This window comes from Acidithrix sp. C25 (assembly GCF_904848545.2).
Window position 1 is genome coordinate 107,316 of record NZ_CAJHCI020000010.1, and the last position, 20,729, is coordinate 128,044.

Here is a 20,729-nt window from a genome sequence, read left to right on the forward strand (position 1 = left end):
TCTACGTCACTTGTTCCAACAAACCAGACAACGACAACATCAAAGTCCACCACTGCAGCGTCTGATTTGAACCTAACGAGTCTGCCATGAGTGCCAGACCTCCGTTGCGTCACGATAGCGTCACGATAGCGTGCCCTGTCTGTGGAGGCAACTTCCCCTTGTCAGGGAGGAGAACCTATTGCTCAGATGCTTGTCGGGCTCTTGCTTATCGACGACGTCACGATATAGGTGGCATTCTTCCAGTCACAGTTCCAGGGTCAAAGTCACATCGAGGCTTCACCGTCTATGAGTGTAGGTGTTGTGGTGAAAGATCCCTCGGAGAACAACGCTGCTTAGAGTGTAATACCTTTATGGCTCGAGTAGGAATAGGGGGATATTGTCCCTCCTGTGACGAACCAATCTCCATTACCGATCTACTTGGGGAGGAGTTGACACAAGCAAGAAAATAAATCGGGGATAGTTGACTTATTGCTACCCCGGTCGAGTGGATAGCAACTAAGATATATAACAGTTACTTCCAGCAAATACACTGACGGTTACCGGTCTTGACATTTGATCCCTCCCCCTCAACTTTTACCTTGAGAAGTTGTTCATTTGCATTTCCTGTTCACTCCATCCCCTTGGCTCCATCCTCATTACAAGGACTTCGTAGCTACTACGGGATGGTCCGCCCCCAATCCATAGGCATTTGGTACTTTCCCTCTTGTTGATCTGCAACTTGTAGGTTTTTCCTCATCTATGGGCTTAGCCCATGTGGGCTTAGCCAAGAACGTCTAGGACTGGGTTCTCATGTTCCACATAAACGCCTGATGTTAAGCTCACGCCACCTACACGCCGGATGCCCAAGGAGCACTAATTGGGTTAGTCTCCAAGTTGTCCCGAAAGTTCGACGTCCCTCGGTTTCGACATCATCCATACCAATTTCGAACGCTTCGTCAGTGGTTTGTTTTCACTCGTCTTCTTAACTCATACCTGAAAGAGTCATTGCTCTAACTTTTCCGTACCGCTTTGGACAACAGTCTTTAGCTAATGCCCCGTACGGTGGTTTGGAATCTCCTCCCAAAAGGCGATCCCGGAGGGCCTACCTCCATCATCTATGTAGCATTGCAGTGTGATTGTTATCAGCTTCTACATGATTTACAACCTCTTTCATTCATGACGCACGCCGAAACTGGGGCTAGGAGTCAGAAAGACCAGTCACCAGCAAATAAATCTCGATCAATTCTGACCTACGCGAGAAATTAGACCAGCTTGATGGACCCAGCTTGATTTGCCAGCCAGCCCAGGACAAGACAAATCGATATAAACCAGAAAAAAGCTCTAGATCTGACAAAACAAGAAGAACAAATCTCTAAAAGAGGAGCCTTATCCTCCTAAGCAGCGGTTCATGAGCAAAAGCAACTGGGCAAAAGCAACTGGGCAAAGGGTAGCTTGTGAGGCTTACTTAGCAAAGCTTTAGCGTACCCGGGGCGGGACTCGAACCCGCATGACCCTTTCAGGTCCGGGGGGTTTAAGCCCCCTGCGTCTACCATTCCGCCACCCGGGCAGCATGAAACATCATAAACGCCCTGTGGTCTATTGCCAATCGCTCACAATTGAAATAAATGATCAATTAAAATAAACCATCCTTGCCCAGCAAACAATTAGCTCACCGCTCCATTTGCTGACAAGCCGCCAAACAATACCATCACAGACGGTCACCTAGGGTTAGTCGCCATTGTGATTGACGAATCCCAAGAGCATGCTCTGTGGTTTTAACTATTTGGTCTAGGCGGCTAGCTCCGAAGTGCAAAAAGGGCACCTTGTGGCAGCAATATTGATTTCGCTGGTACAGAAGTCACATGCCTTAGTGATCGGATCGGCTGGAAGCGGAGCCTTCTTTGTCCGTGCCACCAATGAGTTGATGGGCTTTACTACAAAGAAGAAGATTACCGCTGCCAAAATAATAAATGAAACGATCGCATTGATGAAATCACCAACTAGAAAAACGCTCTTATTTACAGTGAAATGAAGAGCAGAAAAGTTGAAATTTCCAGCAATTCCAATTAGTGGTGTTATGAGATCTTTCACCAATGCAGTTACCATGGCGCCAAATGCGGCGCCAATTACGATACCCACAGCAAGGTCAACAACGTTGCCACGCAAGACGAACGCTTTAAATTCACTAATAATTTTCATTCATTCACAATATATGACCAAGGACAACTTGACCTTCAAAAGATCATTTCTTTAAATAGAGCCAAACCACGGAATTCGCGCCCACTGAGATCGAAGTGGAGTCACTAAAGCCATCGCACTCATTTGGCCTCGAGACGATTTTTCTTGGGTTTTCCACTCCACGTCCTTGATATTTGGTGGCATCTGTATTTAGGATAACCTCATACTCCCCCGCCTCTGGCAGACCAATAGCAATTGAATCGTATCGCCAACCAGAAAAATTAGCCACACAGATCAATGTCCCTGACAAAGAGAAGCGAGCTGTAATAAAAAGATTCTTATCAGCATCATTTGCTCGGATCCATGAAAATGATGCTGGATTTGAATCTCCCTGATATAGCTCAGGATGACTCTTGTAAATTCGATTCAGATCGCTCACCAAGGTAGCGATCCCTTTATGTACTGGATTGTCAAGCAAGTGCCAATCAAGGCTTTGATCGTGAGCCCACTCCGAAATCTGGCCAAATTCATCGCCCATAAAGAGCATCTTCTTGCCTGGATGAGCCCACATCCATCCATAGAGCGCCCTTATGGTAGCTACTTTAGTCTCTTGGTCTCCCGCAAACTTCGAATAAAGAGATCCCTTTCCATGTACGACCTCATCATGAGAGAGAGGCAGGACAAAATTCTCCGAGAAGGCGTAATGAAGGCCAAAGGTTATCTCACCATGGTGATAGGAGCGATACATTGGATCCCTCGTAAGATAAGCAAGGGTGTCGTGCATCCAACCCATGTTCCACTTAAAACCAAAACCAAGACCACCGTCATATGTGGGTTTTGAGACCTTCGCAAAGGCTGTCGACTCTTCAGCAATCGTCGTAGCACCGATTTGATGCACCATTTCATTGAAGTATTTGAGAAATTCAATCGCATCTAGATCTTCGTTGCCACCAAAGATATTAGGGGTGTAGTCGTTCCTCGAATAATCCAAATACAACATGGACGCTACAGCATCGACCCTAAGACCATCAAGGTGAAACTCTTCAATAAGATAGAGCGCCGATCCCAGCAGAAAATTTCTCACCTGTGGCTTTGAGTAGTCAAAGACCAGCGTACCCCAATCACCATGACTGGCCATCTTTGGGTCGTCCTTTTCATAGAGGCTATAGCCATCAAAGTTCGCAAGGGCAAATTCATCGCGCGGAAAATGGGCCGGAACCCAATCGGCGATGACCCCAATTCCAGCTTGATGGAATCGATCTATAAATTCCCGAAGTTCGTCTTGGGTTCCAAATCGTGTAGTGGGAGCATACAAAGAGGTCGTTTGATAGCCCCACGAGCCATAGAAGGGATGCTCATTGATAGGCATTAACTCAACGTGGGTAAACCCGGTCTCTATGATATGAGGCAACAAGAAGTCAGCTAACTCCCGAAAGGTCAGATGACGAGAAGGATCGCTGGGGTCACGGGCAATCGAACCCAGATGTAACTCGTAGATCGAGATCGCCTTATCGCCTAAATAGGTCGGTCTAGTCGACATCCACCCATCGTCTTGAAAATCATAATTTGAGTCATATGGTATCACTGATCCCGAAGAAGGTGGTTCGGCGCTCTGCCTGGCGTAGGGGTCGACTCTCTCAACCACTCCACCCCACTGAGTCTCAATGCGATATTTATAGCGCTGACCTGGACCAACACCAACCATAAACCCTTGCCAAATCCCAGAGTCTCCCTCTGGATTCAAATAGTAGGCAGTTGATGGATCCCAAAAATTCATATCTCCAAAGACTGCAACGCTCTTAGCGTGTGGGGCCCAAAGCGCGAAACGAGTACCAAAACTTCCATCCATAGTTCCGACCCTGGAACCTAAATGGTCAAAGATTCGATTATGCCTTCCGTGGCCAAATAAGAAAAGATCAAGTTCTCCCATGAACGTCAACTCGGCCATCTTAGTGGTACTCCTCATTCTGGATTTAAAAAATATTCAAATCGTCTCGCAACCAATACTTCATCGAGATCCGGCCACATCAAAGATTCTATCGACGCCCATATTTCACCCCGTGCCAACTACATGCCCACGGTTATGGAGTTGAAATCACCCGTAGATGATCTTTTAAATGGCTACCTTTATTCAATCTAGGTTTATTACTACATGCTAAAGATAACCCAAAAAAAATCACCCTAAAAGGCAACCCGAATCATCATATAGGATTCAAGGAGCAAGATTTTGGAGTCACCAACCAATCAAGTTGGATAGTGTCAGCAAAAATAGGGGCTGATGGGCTTCAATATGATTTAGACGACACGAATCTAATTACCTATCCAACATTGCAAAAGGATAACTCGGTCGATCTGTTATCATCCCGCTTCATTTAATCTCCCCTGCTTCACACGTTGAATCAACTCAAACACATGGATCCGAGTCAAAAAATTACTTGCGCCATTCAGGCTGATAAGATCTCTAGCAAACGGAGATAAATAAACATAGCGGGCTCTCACCTTGAAATCGAAACCTTTGGCTCCATCTAACTGGCCAATGCAACAAGCATTAGGTATACGCTGTCAAGCGCAAAAAGTAAAATGGCAAGGCAAAGCCACGAACATCTTTGTAACGCCTTCATATTTACCAGTAAAAGAGACAAGACCTATTAGCTGCCAAAGCAAAAAGATTAAAAGCACCTCAGAAATCCTTTTGGCATAGATCTACCAAAAGGAGCTAACTCCCACCAAGAAGGTAAAGGTCCGAGATGGCGACCTTGGGATCGTAATTGCCTAGTTCGCTCAGCCAATTAGAGACCAGCTCCTCAGAGGCATCGTCACCAACTTTAAATTCCACCCCACCAAGAGATGAAGTCAGAGCTAGCAAAAAGGAAAGTGGAACCCCAATGTAGTCCTGTCGAAAGCGCTTCTCGTAATATAGCTCATAAAGAGCCTTTTCCATCTCAAAGAAAAGTGTCAAATATGTACTTTGGATGTCCTCAAAGATGAAAGCTCCAAAAGGCGATTTGGCATATCCATCCACGAGCGCGCGCCTCAGCTCTAAAAGTAGAGCGTTAGGATCCCCTAACAGATCTCCTTGAGAGCGAGCGATCTCGATCGCATACGACAGTGATCGAAGAGCCCCACCGAGATCCCGAAGGGGATGGTTAACTTGGCCGGCATCGCTGATAGGCTCGCCTTCAAAGTCGATGATCTTCAAATCTGAACCGCTCAGCATGACTTGCCCCAAGTGAAAGTCACCATGAATCTCAAAACGATGTTTCGCCAAGTCTGATTTATCGACAATTCCAAAGAGGGGCACAGAGATCTTCTCGTCCCCAACGAGCGAGCTAGCCCATCGGCCACTTACCACGTCACCTCGAGCTCGACATCGATGACGGGCCCAATCATCGAGATCGTAGACCTCGTCATGGGCTGATAAGTCTATTCGAGCAAGCTCATCTAGACGACCATGCAATTTGCCAAGCGCCAAACCGATACCATGAATATGGCTCAATAATAGTTCACGGCGCGTTTCATCCAACTCTAGAGTTAGCGACTCTATGAGATAGTCCCAAAGACTGCGTGGCTCAGATAGAAGCTCGGTAACAATTGCTACAGTTTCGCCACCCTTAGAGAAGATTTCGCCGTAGAAACGAGGAACCACATCGCAATCGGCAAGAAGGCCATAGAGACGAGCCTCCCTTGGACGGGTCCCCACACTTCGAAAATATTTGCCAAAGGCAATGTCGCCCACTCGAAAGGCAGAGTTGGTCTGGTCCAAGACAATCGGAGATATCTTCTCCCCATAAGAGTTAATCAAACCTTGGAGCTCGGATCCTTCTCGAACTACCACTGATCCCGAACCGACCAATAGACCAAGAGCCACCCCCAGGATCTCACCAGCGTCCTTGCTCAAAAGATCTACAACCTCAAAGTCAAAAACTACCTCGGCAGCCTTGTGCGCCGAACCTTGGTCGACACCTTCATCGTCGCCATTTAGCCCCAAGGACTCCTTGAACGAAATAGAGTAAAGCCCCCTAAATGTACCGCTCGAGGTGTATATTCGAGCTTCGTAGATAGCACCGTCAAAAGATCCTGGCTCAAATAAATCACCGTAGAGCCAATCCAAATCCACGCTTTTTACAGATTGGCCCTGGCCAAGCCACCTCAACGAGGAAGAGTGGGCGTTTATGTGTTCACACACGACCTGGCCGAGTTCATCTATTGTTGGGTGTCTATCCAAGATCACGCACCGCCATAAAGATCGTTCTCTTGTTGATCTACCTCTTGCTCTTCGATTTGACTTCGCATTGAGGTCCCACTCGCTGAGATATCAAACCAAAAGGTACCATAAGCCGATAGGGTCAAGACATATGGTACCGAGGTAATCCTAGGAAATACGACACCGCCCAAAAGTTCCCTGGCGATATTTCCTTCGTATGCGCTAATGTCTAGGCTCACCGGCATAGCTGTTCTGGCAAAGTTATTCACACACAGAATTGCAGTTCCAGTCTCTGGATCTCGCCTAACAAAAGAAAAGATTGCGTCGTTATCGTTTTCAATCGACTCAAAATCACCGGTGCCAAAGACTGGATTACCACGACGGATCCAAAGCATATGACGAAGCCACTGTAAAAAAGAGCTTGGATTTAGAAGTTGAGATTCAACATTTAGAGCTTCATAACCGTAGACCGGATCCATCAAAACTGGCAGATACAGACTGGCATAGTCCGATCTCGAAAAGCCACCGTTGCGATCTGAACTCCATTGCATTGGCGTGCGTACCGAATCTCGATCACCCAAATACATGTTGTCGCCCATCAGAATCTCATCACCATAGTACAAGACCGGCGAACCGGGCATCGAAAGCAAGAGCGAGTGCAGCAACTCAGCTGTTCGTCGATCGTTGTCGATCAATGGCGCCAACCTTCTCCCGATTCCTACGTTACGGCGCGCCCTAGGATCTGCCGCATATGCCTGGTACATGAAGGTACGCTCTTCGTCAGTAACCATCTCTAGGGTCAATTCATCGTGGTTACGTAAGAATATTCCCCATTGGCATCCATTGGGAATTGGAGGGGTCTGAACTATAGCTTGACGAAGTGGCTCCGAGGACTCCTTCTTGATAGACATGAACATCTTGGGCATTATCGGAAAATGAAATGACATATGACATTCGTCGCCGTCTCCAAAGTATTCAACCACTTCATGAGGAAGTTGGTTCGCCTCTGCTAAAAGGACCTTATTTTGGTATTTTGAATCCACCTCCTTGCGAATCACCTTTAGGAGATTATGAGTCTCAACCAAATTTTCACAGTTTGTTCCTTCGCGTTCAAAGAGGTAAGGAACTGCATCAAGTCGAAACCCATCTAGACCCCTCTCAAGCCAAAAGTGCAGAACCTGCATCATCTCATTGACAACCTGGGGGTTATCATAGTTCAGATCGGGTTGATGAGAGAAGAAGCGGTGCCAATAGTATTGACCTCGATTCTCGTTATAGGTCCAATTTGAACGCTCAGTATCTACGAAGATTATCCTGGCGTCCTTGTATTGTTCTTGATCATCCGACCAAACGTAAAAGTCTGACTTGGCATTGGTGGTATTTGACGAGGACTCGATAAACCATGGGTGTTGATCTGAGGTGTGATTCATGACTAAATCAGCTACGACCTTTATATCCCTTGAATGACTCTCCTCGAGCAAGCGCTCAACATCTGAGACATTGCCATAAGCTGGGAGCACTGTCATAAAGTCGCTAATGTCATAGCCACCATCTTTGAGGGGCGAAGAGTAAAAGGGCAACAGCCATAGCGTATCGATCCCCAGCCACTCCAGATAGTCGAGCTTTTCAATGATTCCGGGAATGTCACCGGTTCCATCGCTATTGGAATCAAAGAAACCTCGTACCAGCACTTCGTAAAAAATAGCATTTTTGAACCAATTTGGCTTTAAATTGAATTCCTTCATTAACGTTCCTCCGAATCGATACATTGGGACCATTTGTCTCTTGGTCGCAGTCCCTAAAGCGTTGCCTTGTTAGATAGGTAAAATACCGATCGGGTCTAAAAATATGCTCTCGTTCATCCACGTCTCGGCTCATCCGCCATCGAGTGTCTCAATGGCGGTTCTCCTGTGACCTGATCTTGAGAATCCAACTTTGATCAACAACAAAAATAATCGCTGAAAACCACCTTTAGCCTTGTTCTACAACGCCCGTACTCCTAGATTTGAGCATACGGTCTAAATTCTTGTAGATAACTGAAAATTCGACGGATAATCACCGAATTATAAATTTTTGATCAAAATAATTGGCCTTGACCAAAACCACCTCAGCCCAATTAACCTAGGTCACATCTCGATATCTAAAAGGTGTGCAACGTTGGCCATCGGATCCAATCGAACAAAGGCACGATCTCCACTCCAGGAGTAGGTCTCTCCGCTCAAATGGTCATGTGTGACTATCTCTTTCGATATCCCCAGAAGCTGCCTAATTGGCCAAAGCTCAATCTGTCCTTCGCTCGGGGAGTGTGTATCTAAGTTACAGACGACGATAAATAGATCCTTTAATTCAGCGTCATATCTAAGGAAACTCACTATCGATCCATTGTCACAAGGAAGTTCCCTAAATCCGGCTTGGTTGGAAAGCGCCATAAAGTGACGACGTCGAAAGATATTGAGATTTGTGATGTCAAAGTCCAATACGGCTTCGTGCTGATAGTCGCGCCTTCTGATCTGGTACTTCTCTGAATCTAGATATTCCTCAGACTCAATAGAAAATGGGGTATTTTCGCAAAATTCATACCCACTGTAGATTCCCCAAGACGTTCCCATCATCGCCGCCAAAGTTGCCCGAAGCCTAAAGGCAGCTCGATTCCCAAAGCGAACCACATCACCGAGGATATCAGGGGTATTGGGCCAAAAATTAGATCTCAGCGTCGCCGCGACGTCGCTAGCGGCTAGCTCATTACCATAGGAGATCAGCTCATCCTTGGTAATGCGCCAGGTGAAGTAGGTATAACTTTGAGAGTACCCAATCTCGCCCAATCGATACATCAACTTAGGCATAGTAAAAGCTTCAGCTAGCAAAATTACCTCCGGATGCTCACACATCAAGCGGTCACAGATGTATTCCCAAAACGGCAGGGGCTTGGTATGGGGATTGTCAACTCTAAAGATATGAACACCTTTTGAAATCCAAAACTCAAAGATGGAATAAACCTCGCTCCACAACTCAATTGCGTGGTTCGCATCGAAGCTAAAGAAGTTGATTGGATATATATCTTGATATTTCTTAGGAGGGTTCTCGGCATAGGCGATCTCATTGTTGGAGCGAATGCTAAACCACTCCGGATGCTCTTTGACCCATGGATGATCCGGAGAGGCCTGAAGCGCTATATCTAAAGCGACTTCAATGCCAAGCTCCCTAGCAACTGTGATTAATTTCTCAAAGTCCCCAAAGTCCCCAAGTGAAGGCTCAATAGCGCTATGTCCGCCTTCGTGATAGCCAATAGCCCAAGGAGAGCCGACATCGTCGATCTCAGCCACGAGAGTATTGTTTTTACCCTTGCGATTTGTCACCCCAATGGGATGAATAGGGGGAAGATATAGGGTGTCAAAGCCTAATTTCGCTATTCGTGGTAGGAGATCGACTACACCACTCAAACCGCCCACTGACCTAGGAAAGAGCTCGTACCAATTGCTAAATCCAGCCTTTGGTCTCTCACATCGAAGACTAGGACCCACGTAAAGCGTCGCTAGTTCGATACGGCTTGGCATATGCACATAGGGAGCGATCGCCTCAAAATCGACAAGATCCAGCCGCAGACTGGCGTCAATCTCCAAATTCATAAGATTAGAGATCAGATAGCGACTCTGAAGTGTGCGTTGTTCCACTAAAAACTTAGGGTCTGAATCAATCTGATCTAAACCAGTTGGCCACACCAAAAGTTCTTGGTTGTCGAGTTGGCGATCTAACAGCCAAGCAATGTCTGCCAATTCCAGGTCATAAGAATCGCCGATCGCACGCTTTCTCCTAGCTAGGTCACAGAGTCGATCAACCTCGTCTGTCCAAGCGATGACAACTCCTGATAAAAAGCCGCACTCGCTCGGAGTTGCACAAATGCTATATCTATCATTGCCTAGCTCCTTTAACTTGGTGAACGAGATCTCAGGAGTTGCCCCAATATCAAAAAGAGAGATCGATTCCGCCAAATCCTTTGCCACCAGAGAAAAGAGTGTCCGCCTAGGCAATTTAGGTTCGCCAACTAAGTCAAAGTCAAAATTGACGCCACTTCCCTGGGTGGCTTTTATATATCCACGTCTATTCACAGTGACAGGAGAGATCTGATGTATAAAGATTGGAGCAAGCACAATCGCAAATTTAGTTCGCCGCGATGGTCATTAGGCTCCTAAGTCGCAAAGATATTGAAATCAATGAATCTTACAGGTAGAAGATGGGTGGTTTTCCGGCTCAAGTTAGCCCATAGCCATAAAACCAATCGACAAATAAAAGCCAAGACAACGACAAGAAAAAATCACAATTATTCAGGAGATAAACGAAAATATAAAAGTGACAGAAACTAGGAGCGGATTTCGAGAGCTATAATTAGCCCGAGTAGCAGGTAATTTAAAGCAAAAACGTCTAGAACGTAAAAAAGAAAATTACTCTTTACTTTTTCGCATTATAAACTTACACCTAAAGGAAAAAGAGATAACTTTATAGTTCGATAATATCCAAAACCAAAACCATTCCTTTGGCATACTTGTTATTTATCTGAGATAATCACGGTGAACAAAAGGATCGCGTAACGGTATCTTTCTGGTCGAAAATTATTCATCAAAATAAATTATGAGAATTAAATGAAACTGCATGACATGCATATTTGAGACATGCTTCATCAATTTATCAGAACAGACTCCTCTAGATTTGAAAAGTCAAATGACCATAGAAAGTCCAAGGGCCATCGACCATAATCTAAGCTGTCGATTCCATCCCACATTCATGTTGAAAAACGGGCGTGTCCATTTGCTGAGCATAAGAAGCAGGCCTAGAGCGGCCTTTTTGAAGCTCCCAAAAACCCGCATCGGGATCGTCCTCTCCTAAATTGGGAGACCATTGAGTCTGATGACTACCATCTAACTCTTTACCGCATTCACCACAGATATATGCCACATAGGGCTCACCACCACAGTCCTTGTGAGTGATTAAAAACGGAGTGGGCTCCCCGTTGAAGATCCAATGATCACCCCACTGACGAAGTGCTGCAATTACAAGCCAAAGTTGGCCACCCCGCTCAGTTAGGACGTACTCGAAGCGCTCAGGGCGATCGCTGTATCGTTGCCGTTCCAATATCTCCCGTTCCACCAGGCGCTTTATTCGTGCCGACAGAATATTACGGGCAACGCCCAGATGGCGATGAAAATCGTCAAAACGAGTAACTCCTAGAAAGGCGTCTCTCAATATCAAAAGCGACCACCAGTCGCCCACTATGTCAAGTGTTTGAGCCACCGAAGAGTGCATCTGCTCTAACTCACCCTTACGCACCATTAGAAACCCTTTCACTTGACGAAAATATTTAGATTTACCTAGCGGCAATTATAATAGTAAAATCCAAACCATAAAGATGTAAAATACGACTGGCATGGGTGCCATTCATCAATTCATCCAATGCTAAACCTGCCAGGGTAGAATTTGAAATTTTGACAAATCCACTACTTTATTACGATACATCAAAGCTGTAACAATAAAAAAATCTCGACCAAGCACTAATCGCTTCATCGAGAAGATACTAAAAAACAAAAGACTTCCTGATAAGAGTCTTTCAAGAAAACTCGTTCTTCAATTTTACTTATCGAGAATTATTCAATGAGAATTACCTCAATTTTACTTTCCGAATATTATTTGATGGTTCAAGCACTGGTATGGCCACTCCGAAAATATAACTCGCGTCCGCCTCAAGGTTCTAACCATATACCACTGCAAGTAGCGCTTGCAAGTAAGTATTTGACCAACGGCTCCCAGTGTGGCTAAATACATACGCTCACTATGAAAGTGTCAGGACGCAAAATGGAATATAAATACGGTATTACCACATTGACCGGTCAATCAAGGTTCTACCAATCAAATGAACTAGCGCACGGTACTATCGTTGGCCCATACCAAAGCATCGCCTTCTCATCTTCTTCCATCTAACCTTAGAGAAGCATCGAAGCCTTAGAAATGGTTCCATCAATATGGCAAGAGGCTCTAGCCTTGTTAGATATGGAAAAAGAAACGATCGGCTTTGTTGGGCTCGGGCTAATGGGGAAACCAATGGCTATCAACCTTTTAAAGGCCAACTACGTGGTCATTGCCAACTCACGCTCTATTGCACCAATCGATGAGGTGGTAGCGCTAGGAGCAAAACGCGCCTCAACAAACGATGCACTCGCCACAGAGTCAACGGTTGTAATTACCATGCTGCCAACGCCCGATGTGACTCGAACCGTTGTGCTAGGAGCCGATGGTCTTTTATCAAAGATGACTGCCGGTTCGCTCTTTATCGACATGGGAACAGAGAGCCCATCTCTTGCCCAAGAGATAGCAAAAGCGGCTGGTAAGGTCGGGGTTGAAGCATTGGATGCACCCGTCTCTGGAGGCGACATCGGTGCAATCAATGGCACTCTTTCGATAATGGTTGGAGGCGAGACAAGGGCATTCGAGCGCGCTAAGGAAATATTTAGCGTCCTTGGATCTTCCACTTTGCACCTTGGTGGACCTGGAAGCGGACAGATCGTCAAGGCCTCAAACCAGATAATGGTAGCTGGAATTCTTGCTTCCATATCTGAAGGGCTGGCGCTAATCGAGGGTTGCGGCATCGACATGGACCAAGCCATCAGAGCTCTTTCAGGAGGGCGTGCTGGCTCAGCTCTACTTAGTGCCAAGGCTAATCAGATGCTCGAGCGCTCTTACGCACCTGGATTCAAGGTTGATCTACACCTCAAAGATCTTGGAATTGTGGCAGAATATGCGCGCCAACGCGGTATTGCCATCCCCGTCACATCCCTCGCCACACAGTTGCTTATTGCCGTTGAAGCCTCAGGAGGCGGCGACTTAGATCACAGCGCAATTATCGAAGCAATTAGGGGCCTTGGCCACATCGACTTAGGGGTAAAACCTACAAACTAAGACCGTAATCATCCAGAGCACCCCATAAAAAATCACCAACGTCTCTCCTTGTACCCCAGGGTCACCCATAGGAGGCAGAAGAAGAGACGTTGAACGCCATGACCTAAATGTCATAATTCAAATAGAGGTCTACTAACAAGATGTATGATATCTCCAGCTTCATTCCAAGAGCAACCCTAACAGATCTGGTCCCTAGGTCAACCAAAGGGCAATTCTCCGTTGTTGCCAAAGAAAACAACCAAAGCGAACTACTCATCTTTGATATTGGAGTGTTAAGCCAAGATTACCTTGCATACCCCCTTGACATAGCCAGGCGATACCAAGGTACCATCGGAGGATTTCAATGGTCGCTCAATGGCGACTTTGGACTATACGTCGACACCTCTGGAGATCTAAGGCGATTTGAAGAGGGAAAGGAGCAAGAGATTATCCTTCGCTCCGGGGAGGTAACTTCCATCTCACGTGTAGTAGATTCAAATCAATTCATAGCCACTCTAGATAACCGGCGGTTGGCACTCCTGCACTCCAGCGAACCCGGCCATGGCTATCGGGTCATCTTTGGAGGGGGACGACCCGCAAATCCTGATCACTTCATCGGAGATGAAACCTCTAGTTCCTCTTGGGGAGTCACGGCCTTTAGGCATTGGTACGATACAACCATGCCTTGGTATGAATCAAGAATCATATTCGTGAACGATCAAGGCGAAGTAATAGGTATGCTCGATCGACCAAATACCCTTTACTCACAACCACGATTTTCACCTGATGGGAAAAGACTGGCGTTCATCTCGTCAGCGACTTCCCGCCTAAGTATCTATCTAATGGACAGCCCATCTGCAACACCAAGAAGGATTACATGGTCAGACCATGACTATGGTGACGTTGATCTAGGATTTGGCCAAGCAAGCTTTAGTTGGAGCCAAGACTCTAGGTACATCTACGCTTCGAGGAACGAAAATGGCTTTGCAAGACTCATGGAAATCTCTATCGATGAAGAAAAAGAGCCCCGCGAAATTGCCAAAGGCTTCTTAGATTCGCCAATCCATCTTGAAAATACCTTAATCTCAATTCGCTCAGGAGCCAAGACCCCTACCCAAGTTGTCGCAATCGAGACCACCAAAGGAGCCTCGCCAGATGAACTAAAAAAGATTCCTCTATTTTTTGCTCATTCAAGAGATATCCAAAAGTCAAAGCTAACCGAGCCAGAACTGCACATCTTACAAGTCAAAGAGACAGATCAGCTTGTGATAAATGCAAGAATCACTAGATCTAGCACTGCCAATACAATAGGTACGATCGTTGCTCTTCACGGTGGCCCCATTGGTCAACACCACGTCAGATTCGACTTTCGACACGCCTTTTACAACTCAATCGGCTTTGACGTTGTAACCCTAGACCCCAGAGGAACTTCCGGCTACGGAATCGATTTCATCAAAGCCCTCAATGACGGATTTGGCGACTTCGACGTCGACGATGTCACAATGGGAATTACCAAATTAATTGAAACAAATAAAATCTCACTACCAATCGCACTCATGGGCGGATCAGCAGGAGGGCTAGTCGCACTCAGGGTTGCAACTGTCGCTAACTTACCTATAAAGGGGGTAATCGCCCTCTATCCCGTCGTCGATCTAACAGCACTTTCGAAGACCACCCATCGATTTGAACGCAACTTCCTGAATATCATCGTGGGTGATCCAATCAAAGATAAAGAGATTTACCTCAAACGCTCCCCCATCAACGAAACAAAAGAGCTGAAAGTTCCTGTCTTACTTCTTCAAGGGGATCAAGATTCAGTCGTTGACGCCGACACCACCACTGAATATGCGAAACGCCTTCGGATGCACAACAAAAATACATCGCTCTGCATCTTTGCGGGCGAAGGCCACGGATTCAATCAAGAAACCACTATCAAAAACGAGACGAAAGAGATAGTAAACTTCTTATTTGAACAATGTGGATTTTCAAATCCAATGGACCACGATCTCAATGTTAACTAAATCATTATAAATACAACACCCCGCTATGGGAACTTGACCAACTTATAGCGGGGGTAAATGAAGACAACAAGACTCCTCAATTTACAGTTTCAAAATAATCCATTAGAACAAACTGCCAGAGTACTGTGATTGATAGAATCACCTAAAAGATCAAAATTGATACAATTGTACTTGATAGATCTCTCACTAAAGTGCAAATTAGGAAGCTAACAGGGCAAGAAAACCCTACTTTACACCGGGGTCCATCTTCTAATTTTGACTGGCTACGATGGTAGCCACCCAAGTTGAAGGCTAGTCATTCTGGGTAATTTCGTCCAAGACAAGCCCCTTTGTCTCTGGAAAGAAAAGGAACAGAATTGGCACCAGAAGCACCATACCGAAAAACAAAAGTGCAACCGATGTACCAATTGAGATAGATGTCGCAAAGTAACCAACGAAAGCAATACCAAGCACCGAACCGACCCTTGAAGCTACTGTCACAATACCACCTCCAAGGCTGCGTGAGGCTGGCGAAAAAAGCTCGGTCTGATAGACCCCAAGACTCGGAACCACCGCAGTAACGATAGCAGAACCTAAAATAGTCCAGACCCAAAGTCCGATTCCGCTAGAGACAAAGCCAAGAGCTAATCCTCCACCGCCAATCACTATTGCAGCTGACGCCACTATACGTCGCCCTTTTGTCTCTGCCAACCTCCCGCCTATAGCCAAGCCAATTGAACCGGGGATATTGGTCAGAACCACAAAGAGGCCAATTGCAGAGGCACTAAAGTGGCGCTGAGTTCGAAGGTATTCATTTCTAAATTGTGTGGTAGGGATGAGATAAAAATTGGTCAAAAATGCGGCAACCGAAGCGAGAATCAGCTTAGATCTCGACATCGAGGCTCTTGGGCGGACCACTACTTCGTCACTCGAGCTCGCGACCCTGTTGAAGTACCTATCGGCAATCGAGTATGAGACTGCCACCCCAAAGATGCCAAGCGGCAAGGAGATCAGATAAAGTACTCTCCAGGAATAATTCGAGATGCCCGCTATGGGCAGCAAGAGATCGCAAAGTCCCGCTCCAATTGCCGTGCCAATTATCAGGAGCGCCAACGCCCAGGCACGTTGTCTTTTAGCCACAGCCTCTGACGCTAAGATAGTGATCAACACCGCAATGGCTGCAGTGGTCCCCTTGGCTAGCACCTGAAATACTCCAAGCCACAAAATCGAAGGAGAGAGCGCGCTAGCTACGGTAAATATAGTTCCAAAGACCAACGCAATTCGAATGACACGGATCCTTCCAGCCCTTGGTACAAAAAGGAGAAAGGCAAAGCCAAAGACTATATCAAAGCGCGAAAAGAATAAGATCGATGCCTGAACACGAACCGACGAAGCGAACTCCTTAGCAGAGAAGGTCAATGTTTGTCCAAGCAAAGTTGCAAAATATGCAACAGTAATCGAGATAAAGAGTAGGCGTATCAACCCCTTAGCTACATCTGCATCGATTGGATCTGGAGGTAGCCAAATGGGCATTTTGATATCGGGATTCTTGGACCTTAGAGGTTTACGAATCGAACGAGCAACAAGCGACCCAAAACCCAAGAGAGAGACCCTGTAAGAGACCTTCTGTCGAACTCGATATAGGTCCGAACCAGCCTCAATGGCAACCTCTAGACGACGCTCGTAGTCGATTGCCAAGCCACTATCTCCCACAAAGTAGCCATAACCCTGTTCTAATTCGGCCACCAATCCGCGCCTTGGCGTTAGGATTGCCTCGAATTCTTCCTTCGATAGTTCGAATTCGTCGCTCAAGACAACTTTACGTGACATTTAATTCCCACAAACTGATTTCTCTTAAGGGGCATCTGCTCGATCCGAGACTACAACCTAGACTATCTTTTGACATTTACCTTCCTGGCGCCTTTGGGTACCGGGAAACAATACAATTACTTCTCACAACTGGTTTTGATATCGTGGCAAACGAAAGTTATTTCAGGGTTTTAGGCGGCCAATCACTCTCTGGGGAGTTTTTAGTTCAAGGCGCCAAAAACGCAGTTCTCAAAGAGATGGCTGCAACAATTCTCGCCACAGGCGAACATCACTTCTACAACGTTCCACGCATAGTTGACGTTGAGATCATGGCGGAACTTCTTCTTTCGATGGGAATCAAAAGCGAGTGGGCAAGCATCGATCACCTAGTAATCTCCACGCCTTCCGCCGATGACATTCTTCCATTGGCGGACTATGAATTAGTCGAAAAGATTAGAGCCTCAATAACCGTCCTTGGGCCACTAATTGCACGTCTTGGAAAAGCCAAAATCTCCATGCCTGGAGGAGATGACTTTGGCCATCGTCCCATCGACATGCACTTAGAGGCGCTATCAGAACTCGGTGTAAAGTTCACCAGTTCCCATGGCTATATCGAAGCAGAAGCTCCGAGCCTCTCATCTAACGAGATATCGCTAGAGTTTCCAAGTCATACTGGAACCGATAACGTTCTAATGGCTGCAGTTTTAACGCCAGGACACACCATCATCAACAATGCTGCACGAGAACCCGAAGTAATTGACCTAGGGATGATGCTAAATTCGATGGGGGCACATATCAGCGGCTTGGGAACCTCTACGATAACAGTTGACGGAGTAGAGCAACTTCGTCCTGCAAACCACATAGTTGTACCAGACCGCATAGACGCAGCTACCGCAATTGCGGCTGTAGCTATGAACCGGGGCGAAGTTATGATTCGTCGAGCCCGATTAGCCCACATGGAGATGCTGGTACGCAAGCTCAAAGATACTGGCCTTGATTTTCAGATAGACAATGATGGCTTTGTCGTAAAGGCATCGAGACGACTAAATGCAGTAAACATAGCGACGCTTCCCTACCCTGGCATTGCCACAGACTATCTTCCGCTGCTGGTCTCAATGCTCGCATGTGCCGACGGAGATTCGATAGTTACTGAAAATTTATTTTCGGGACGATTCAAATATGTCGATGAACTTCGTCGCTTGGGGGCTAATATGACCACCTCAGGCCATCACGTGGCAATCCACGGTGTCGCATTCCTATCTGGGGCTCCCGTGAAGGCTACAGACATTAGAGCAGGAGCTGCGCTATTGGTAGCTGCAACCGCTGCCGAAGGTGAAACCAGGGTTATTGGAGCATCTCACATACAACGTGGATATCAGTTTCTAGCTAAACGTCTTTCTGACCTTGGAGCATCGGTCGAACTAGTCGAAGAGAGCAAGTCGGCCTAATCCATCAGCCTAATCAAAGGTTAAAGTCCATTTTACCTCTCAACATTTGGTTGCTGGGCCCAAGCACAGCCGTCTCAGCCCATTGGCATAGATAGATTCCTTGAGGTTTTATAACGCATAGCTCTATTGGCTAAACTATAAAAGGTAACGAGATTGCACTGATTCATAGCAGTTCGACTTCATCTGGCTAAAGATCAATGCAGCCCAAGGGACAAGGTTCGCATGGAAAGATCCAAAGAGCCCCAAAGTTCCATTAATGGTTATGGAGAGTAGCAGAATTTGAGACAAAGAGACCCCAAAGAACTCTTCGACCGTGCCTGTCATGGCGATAGACCCAGTCTCGCGCGTGCGATCTCATATATAGAACGAGGCGAAAAACAAGGCGACGAGATAGCCTCATTCGCCTTTAGGAGTCATAGAAATGCCTATACGGTTGGAATAACAGGTGCGCCGGGCGCCGGAAAATCTACATTAACCTCCTCAATAATTGAAGTAATTAGAGGGCACGGAGAAGAGATCGGTGTAATTGCAATCGACCCATCTTCACCGTTTTCTGGGGGAGCAATTCTGGGGGACCGGGTAAGGATGCAAGAACATGCGCTCGATCCTGGGGTCTACATTCGATCGATGGCGACCAGGGGCCATCTGGGGGGTCTTTCAGTTGCTGTACCAGAAGCCGCCCGTCTCTTGGGTGCAGTTGGCTTTCCAAGCGTAATCATTGAAACCGTTGGGGTAGGTCAAGTCGAAGTTGAAATCGCCCGCGAAGCCGATACCACAGTCGTCGTGGTGAACCCAGGGTGGGGAGATGCGGTTCAGGCAAACAAAGCGGGGTTGATGGAGATAGCCGATGTCTTCATCATCAACAAGGCCGACCGGCCCGGCGTTCGTGAAACTCGCCGTGACCTCGAAGGGATGTTAGATCTATCCAATTTGGGCGACTATCGCCCACCTATAGTCGAAACCGTTGCAGCTGACAAAAAAGGATGCGAAGAGGCGTGGGATGCAATCTGCTCCCATCGAGACTATGCGAAGCGATCGGGCCTCACAGACAAAAGGCGTTCGACTCGAACCAGAAACGAACTATCGAGAATATTAGAGGCAATGATCTCAAACAAGGTCGATCTCCTCCTAAAGAATAAGGGTACCCTTGAAATGTTAGAGTCAATGGATGCCGGAACCATCGATCCTCGCACTCTGGCTAATTTGCTTCTGGCAGCCGTAACCTGAGATGGGATCCTCAAATGATTTATTATTCGACTCCTTTGCGCAAGAGCTTTGGCTATATACTTTGACAATTCACCACGCGCTACCTAGATAAAGTAAGCCCAAGGGTCATTACCCATTGGCACCGAAGATCTCTCTCGAAACTTTGACTTCGATAGACCTACTATAAAAGGATGATCATCAATGAAGAACGAACTGATTAAGTACGAAAGCATCGGCGAGGTTGGCGTCATCAAATTAGATAGGCCAAAGGCAAATGCCATCTCGCCTGAACTGCTAGAAGAACTGCTAGAGGTCGCTCAAGAGTTGCGGGAAAGGCCACCCCGGGCACTTGTTATCTGGGGCGGCGAAAAGATCTTTGCCGCTGGTGCCGATATATCGCGCTTCGGAGGGCCAGTCGAAGCTCTCCATATCGGAGGTCTCTTCCATAAGGCACTAGATGCAATTGTGGCCATTCCCAGACCTACTATTGCCGCAATTAGTGGCTTTGCCCTCGGAGGCGGTTGCGAATTGGCTTTGGCTTGTGACTTTAGAGTGGCTTCACCTGAAGCTAAAATGGGCCAGCCTGAGATCCTCCTTGGAATAATTCCCGGCGGAGGCGGCACACAACGCCTTCCTCGCCTTATCGGTTCCTCCCGGGCAAAGGACCTCATCTTTAGCGGCCGGCAGGTAAATGCCCAAGAAGCTTTGTCGATTGGACTGATCGACAGGATTGCCCCATCGAGAGAAACCCTCCTTGAAACTGCCATGGAGTGGGCGCAATCTTTGGCCCAAGGCGCATCTGCCTCCATTGGTCTGGCAAAACGTGCTATTGACCTTGGCTTATCAGACTCGCTACACCATGGCCTAAGCCTCGAATTGCGACTATTCGCTGAATCCTTTACCACAAAGGATTCAGAAATTGGCGTCTCATCTTTTCTAGAAAACGGTCCAGGTAAGGCCCAATTTACCGGCGAATGATCG

At 46.7% G+C, this 20,729-nt stretch carries 13 protein-coding genes and 1 tRNA gene; 6 read left to right on the forward strand and 8 right to left on the reverse strand.

Annotated elements, in window-relative coordinates:
• Nucleotides 1-86: 86 nt before the first annotated feature.
• Complete coding sequence (locus ACIDITHRIX25_RS76315) at nt 87-449, forward strand: hypothetical protein (RefSeq protein ID WP_201733014.1); 363 nt, start codon at nt 87-89, stop codon at nt 447-449.
• A 1,012-nt stretch (nt 450-1,461) separates the two neighbouring features.
• On the opposite strand, the gene ACIDITHRIX25_RS76320 is transcribed toward ACIDITHRIX25_RS76315, so the two are convergent.
• The 7 genes from ACIDITHRIX25_RS76320 to ACIDITHRIX25_RS76350 form a co-directional block, all read right to left on the reverse strand.
• Nucleotides 1,462-1,546: transfer RNA gene (locus ACIDITHRIX25_RS76320), tRNA-Leu, on the reverse strand.
• A 221-nt stretch (nt 1,547-1,767) separates the two neighbouring features.
• The gene (gene mscL, locus ACIDITHRIX25_RS76325; protein ID WP_052605010.1) at nt 1,768-2,178 is read right to left on the reverse strand and encodes a large conductance mechanosensitive channel protein MscL; all 411 of its coding nucleotides are present in this window, start codon (nt 2,176-2,178) and stop codon (nt 1,768-1,770) included.
• A 43-nt stretch (nt 2,179-2,221) separates the two neighbouring features.
• Entirely contained in the window at nt 2,222-4,105 is a 1,884-nt protein-coding gene (glgB, locus tag ACIDITHRIX25_RS76330) for a 1,4-alpha-glucan branching protein GlgB (protein ID WP_201733015.1), read from the reverse strand.
• Nucleotides 4,106-4,873: 768 nt separating this feature from the next.
• Nucleotides 4,874-6,382, reverse strand: coding sequence for a hypothetical protein (locus tag ACIDITHRIX25_RS76335; protein ID WP_152625902.1), 1,509 nt, complete (start codon nt 6,380-6,382; stop codon nt 4,874-4,876).
• A gap of 2 nt (nt 6,383-6,384) precedes the next feature.
• Complete coding sequence (gene treS, locus ACIDITHRIX25_RS76340; RefSeq protein ID WP_249685722.1) at nt 6,385-8,106, reverse strand: maltose alpha-D-glucosyltransferase; 1,722 nt, start codon at nt 8,104-8,106, stop codon at nt 6,385-6,387.
• Nucleotides 8,107-8,487: 381 nt separating this feature from the next.
• A complete protein-coding gene (locus tag ACIDITHRIX25_RS76345; RefSeq protein WP_201733017.1) occupies nt 8,488-10,509 on the reverse strand; it encodes an alpha-amylase family glycosyl hydrolase in 2,022 nt (673 codons plus the stop codon).
• A gap of 604 nt (nt 10,510-11,113) precedes the next feature.
• Nucleotides 11,114-11,686, reverse strand: coding sequence for a winged helix-turn-helix transcriptional regulator (locus ACIDITHRIX25_RS76350; protein WP_200891198.1), 573 nt, complete (start codon nt 11,684-11,686; stop codon nt 11,114-11,116).
• Nucleotides 11,687-12,358: 672 nt separating this feature from the next.
• Between ACIDITHRIX25_RS76350 and ACIDITHRIX25_RS76355 the strand changes: the two genes are divergently transcribed.
• Together ACIDITHRIX25_RS76355 and ACIDITHRIX25_RS76360 are read left to right on the forward strand one after the other, a co-directional pair.
• Entirely contained in the window at nt 12,359-13,306 is a 948-nt protein-coding gene (locus ACIDITHRIX25_RS76355; protein WP_201733018.1) for an NAD(P)-dependent oxidoreductase, read from the forward strand.
• A gap of 140 nt (nt 13,307-13,446) precedes the next feature.
• The gene (locus tag ACIDITHRIX25_RS76360) at nt 13,447-15,306 is read left to right on the forward strand and encodes a S9 family peptidase (protein WP_201733019.1); all 1,860 of its coding nucleotides are present in this window, start codon (nt 13,447-13,449) and stop codon (nt 15,304-15,306) included.
• A gap of 291 nt (nt 15,307-15,597) precedes the next feature.
• On the opposite strand, the gene ACIDITHRIX25_RS76365 is transcribed toward ACIDITHRIX25_RS76360, so the two are convergent.
• On the reverse strand, nt 15,598-17,115 hold the full coding sequence (locus ACIDITHRIX25_RS76365; RefSeq protein WP_201733020.1) for an MFS transporter: 1,518 nt from the start codon (nt 17,113-17,115) through the stop codon (nt 15,598-15,600).
• A gap of 143 nt (nt 17,116-17,258) precedes the next feature.
• Here ACIDITHRIX25_RS76365 and murA point away from each other — a divergent pair, with 143 nt between their 5' ends.
• The 3 genes from murA (at nt 17,259) to ACIDITHRIX25_RS76380 (ending at nt 20,726) form a co-directional block, all read left to right on the forward strand.
• Nucleotides 17,259-18,542 carry a UDP-N-acetylglucosamine 1-carboxyvinyltransferase gene (gene murA, locus ACIDITHRIX25_RS76370; protein ID WP_052605022.1) on the forward strand — a complete coding sequence of 428 codons (1,284 nt, stop codon included), beginning with the start codon at nt 17,259-17,261 and terminating at the stop codon, nt 18,540-18,542.
• Between the two features lie 279 nt (nt 18,543-18,821).
• Nucleotides 18,822-19,769 carry a methylmalonyl Co-A mutase-associated GTPase MeaB gene (gene meaB / locus ACIDITHRIX25_RS76375; protein ID WP_201733021.1) on the forward strand — a complete coding sequence of 316 codons (948 nt, stop codon included), beginning with the start codon at nt 18,822-18,824 and terminating at the stop codon, nt 19,767-19,769.
• Between the two features lie 180 nt (nt 19,770-19,949).
• Nucleotides 19,950-20,726, forward strand: a complete 777-nt coding sequence (locus tag ACIDITHRIX25_RS76380; RefSeq protein ID WP_052605017.1) for an enoyl-CoA hydratase/isomerase family protein — start codon at nt 19,950-19,952, stop codon at nt 20,724-20,726.
• Nucleotides 20,727-20,729: the final 3 nt, after the last annotated feature.

Coding starts and splice junctions, on each gene's coding strand:
- ACIDITHRIX25_RS76315 (WP_201733014.1), top strand. CDS start 87: ATGAGTGCCAGACCTCCGTTGCGTCACGATAGCGTCACGATAGCGTGC.
- mscL (WP_052605010.1), bottom strand. CDS start 2,178: ATGAAAATTATTAGTGAATTTAAAGCGTTCGTCTTGCGTGGCAACGTT.
- glgB (WP_201733015.1), bottom strand. CDS start 4,105: ATGGCCGAGTTGACGTTCATGGGAGAACTTGATCTTTTCTTATTTGGC.
- treS (WP_249685722.1), bottom strand. CDS start 8,106: ATGAAGGAATTCAATTTAAAGCCAAATTGGTTCAAAAATGCTATTTTT.
- ACIDITHRIX25_RS76350 (WP_200891198.1), bottom strand. CDS start 11,686: ATGGTGCGTAAGGGTGAGTTAGAGCAGATGCACTCTTCGGTGGCTCAA.
- ACIDITHRIX25_RS76355 (WP_201733018.1), top strand. CDS start 12,359: ATGGTTCCATCAATATGGCAAGAGGCTCTAGCCTTGTTAGATATGGAA.
- ACIDITHRIX25_RS76360 (WP_201733019.1), top strand. CDS start 13,447: ATGTATGATATCTCCAGCTTCATTCCAAGAGCAACCCTAACAGATCTG.
- ACIDITHRIX25_RS76365 (WP_201733020.1), bottom strand. CDS start 17,115: ATGTCACGTAAAGTTGTCTTGAGCGACGAATTCGAACTATCGAAGGAA.
- ACIDITHRIX25_RS76380 (WP_052605017.1), top strand. CDS start 19,950: ATGAAGAACGAACTGATTAAGTACGAAAGCATCGGCGAGGTTGGCGTC.